Origin of the sequence: Nostocoides sp. (assembly GCF_035343835.1) — a bacterium.
In the GTDB taxonomy this organism is placed as follows: Bacteria; Actinomycetota; Actinomycetes; order Actinomycetales; family Dermatophilaceae; genus Nostocoides_A; species Nostocoides_A vanveenii.
The window spans coordinates 1-2,324 of sequence record NZ_DAOQZV010000349.1; the positions used below are offsets into that span (position 1 = coordinate 1).

Genomic DNA, 2,324 nt, shown 5'->3' on the forward strand with positions numbered 1-2,324 from the left:
GGTGGCCGAGTCTGCCGCCGGTCGGGCGCGCCAGCGGAGAGGCGGGGGCGGGCGTGTCACATCGCCGACGTGTTGCCGGCTCTGAGCGACCTAGCGGCGCGGCCACATGACGGCAAACCGTTCGCGCGGACCGACGCCGACCGGGCCGCCTTGGATCGGGTCAACCCCGCGTTCGCGCACCCGTCGCGCACCGGCGCGGGTGTTTCGCTTATCTCCAGGGCCGTTGACGTCGACTCCGTAGGTCGTTGACCTGCGCAGATGTGTTGTGCCCCCGGCGTGAATCGAACGCGCGACACCCGCCTCATGAGAGCGACCTCGGGGGTTCGGGCCTTGTCGCCGATAGAGCGGCTCCGTTGTGGCTCAACGTGATCGGTGAGTCCATGGTCGGTGGCCTGGAGTGCTCCGTGGTTCTCCGGGGACGCCAGGGGGACGAGATTGGGGACGAGGACAGGGACGCGGCCGGGGACGCAGTTGGCGCGACGTCCTCCTCGTTGATTTACCGTAACGCGCAAAGTATATTGCAGGTTATGCAATCTCCTAGCCCGCCGCTGCTGCCGCTGCTGCGGTCCGCCCTGCAGGCGGAGATCCTCGCCCTCATCCTGCTGAACCCGGAACAGGAGTGGTCGCTGACCGATCTCGCGTCGCGGGTCGGCACCGCCGTCTCGACGGCCCAGCGTGAGGTGTCCCGCGCCGAGGACGCCGGCGTCGTGGTGTCCCGGCGGGTCGGGAACACACGTCAGGTGCGCGCGCTGCCGTCGCCCATCACCGAACCGCTGACCGAGCTGCTGCTCCGGTCCTTCGGTCCACCACAGGTGGTCGCCGAGGAGTTCGACTCCGTCGGTGGCATCGAAGGGATCTACGTGTTCGGATCGTGGGCTGCGCGGTATGCGGGTGCGCCGGGCCGGGCTCCGGCCGACCTCGACGTCCTCGTCATCGGCAGGCCCGACCGCGACAAGGTCGAGGATGCGGCGGAACGCGCACGTTACCGACTGGGGCGAGACGTGAACGTGACGATCCGCTCGCTGGAGTGGTGGCGTCACGGCACCGACGGCTTCCACGCCGAGGTCACCACCCGCCCGTTGGTCACGATCCAGGCAGCGCCCGAAGGAGGTGACGCGCCGTGACGTGGGGACCCGGCAGTGCCGAGGTGGACACGCTCCTCGAGGGCGGGGAGCTCGAGCGGGTCACCCCGGATTCCGATCTGGCCGTTCGCCTGCTCGCCGACAGCGCCCGGCATATCGAGAGCGCCCGATCTGCCGCGGCGCTGGGCGACCTGACCGGCGCCTACCAGCTCGCCTATGACGCCCTCCGCAAAGCAGCCGCGGCGCTGCTCGCGGTGCAGGGACTTCGGGCCACCAGCCGTGGCGGCCACATCGCCATCCAGGATGCCGTTCGAGCCCAGTTCGGGGGACCGGGGTCGCCCTTCCTTTCGTTCGGCCGGATCCGGCGCAACCGCAACGCCTACGAGTACCCGGACTCCGACGAGGCCGGCCCCGACGTGGGTGACGTCGAGGACGCGGTGGCGGTATCGCGGGACGCCCTGGCGGCCGCCCACGCCCTTATGGAATCGGGCGAGCTCGGCCTCTGGGCCTAGCCTTGCGTGCTTCTCGGCCAACGAGTGCAGCGGTGGCCGGAGCGACGGCCCGAAGGTAAAGGGTTCTCCGCGACCCACCGGAGGCGGCTACGGTGCCGTCATGTCCGAGCGGCCGAACGTGGAGTATGGCGACCGTGGGGTTGCGCTGCCCAACGAGATCCTGCGCTCGATTGTCGGCAGCGGCGTGCACGGGATCGCCATCGCCGGCACCGACGACCACGATGAGATGGGGGTGTATGTCGAGCCGCCGGCATACGTGCTGGGGCTGGAGCGCTACCGCGAGGACTTCATCTGGCGGACCCAGCCGGAGGGGGGACGCAGCGGTCATGGGGACACCGATCTGGTGCTGTACTCGCTTCGCAAGTACCTCCGGCTGGCGGTCAAGGGCAATCCGACGGGCTCGGTTCCTGCAGCGCGAAGCTCAATTGCGACGTCGCGACCCGCCCGCCAGCCCTCGTCTGTCTGGTGGCTGAGCGTGGGGTGGCTGTCCACGCCCTTGGGGGATGAGGTCGTCGCGAATAGGCAATATCTTTCTCATTCGCGAAAAGGAAAAAGTCGAGACGTGATGCCGGGTCGGGCAGCGTCAGCGCCAGTACTTCCAGCCCGTCGGCGGTGGAGGCCAGGATCCCGGCGGGGACCAGCCCCGTGGAGGGCGCCGCGCCGATGAGTAGCGTTACCAGCCCACCCACTCCGAGCAGGCCAGCCAACACCCAGCCGCTGACGATGGAGG

At 69.3% G+C, this 2,324-nt stretch carries 3 protein-coding genes; 2 read left to right on the plus strand and 1 reads right to left on the minus strand.

Features of this window, described 5'->3' with window-relative positions; translation table 11 throughout:
- Positions 1 to 353 precede the first annotated feature (353 nt).
- Together PKH97_RS15950 and PKH97_RS15955 are read left to right on the plus strand one after the other, a co-directional pair.
- On the plus strand, positions 354 to 1,124 hold the full coding sequence (locus tag PKH97_RS15950; RefSeq protein ID WP_324388596.1) for a hypothetical protein: 771 nt from the start codon (positions 354 to 356) through the stop codon (positions 1,122 to 1,124).
- On the plus strand, positions 1,121 to 1,594 hold the full coding sequence (locus tag PKH97_RS15955) for a hypothetical protein (RefSeq protein WP_324388597.1): 474 nt from the start codon (positions 1,121 to 1,123) through the stop codon (positions 1,592 to 1,594). The genes PKH97_RS15950 and PKH97_RS15955 overlap by 4 nt, the downstream gene beginning before the upstream one ends.
- A 380-nt stretch (positions 1,595 to 1,974) precedes the next feature.
- Here the strand turns inward: PKH97_RS15955 and PKH97_RS15960 are convergent.
- The coding region (locus PKH97_RS15960; protein ID WP_324388598.1) for a hypothetical protein at positions 1,975 to 2,324 on the minus strand (350 nt) is incomplete at its 5' end.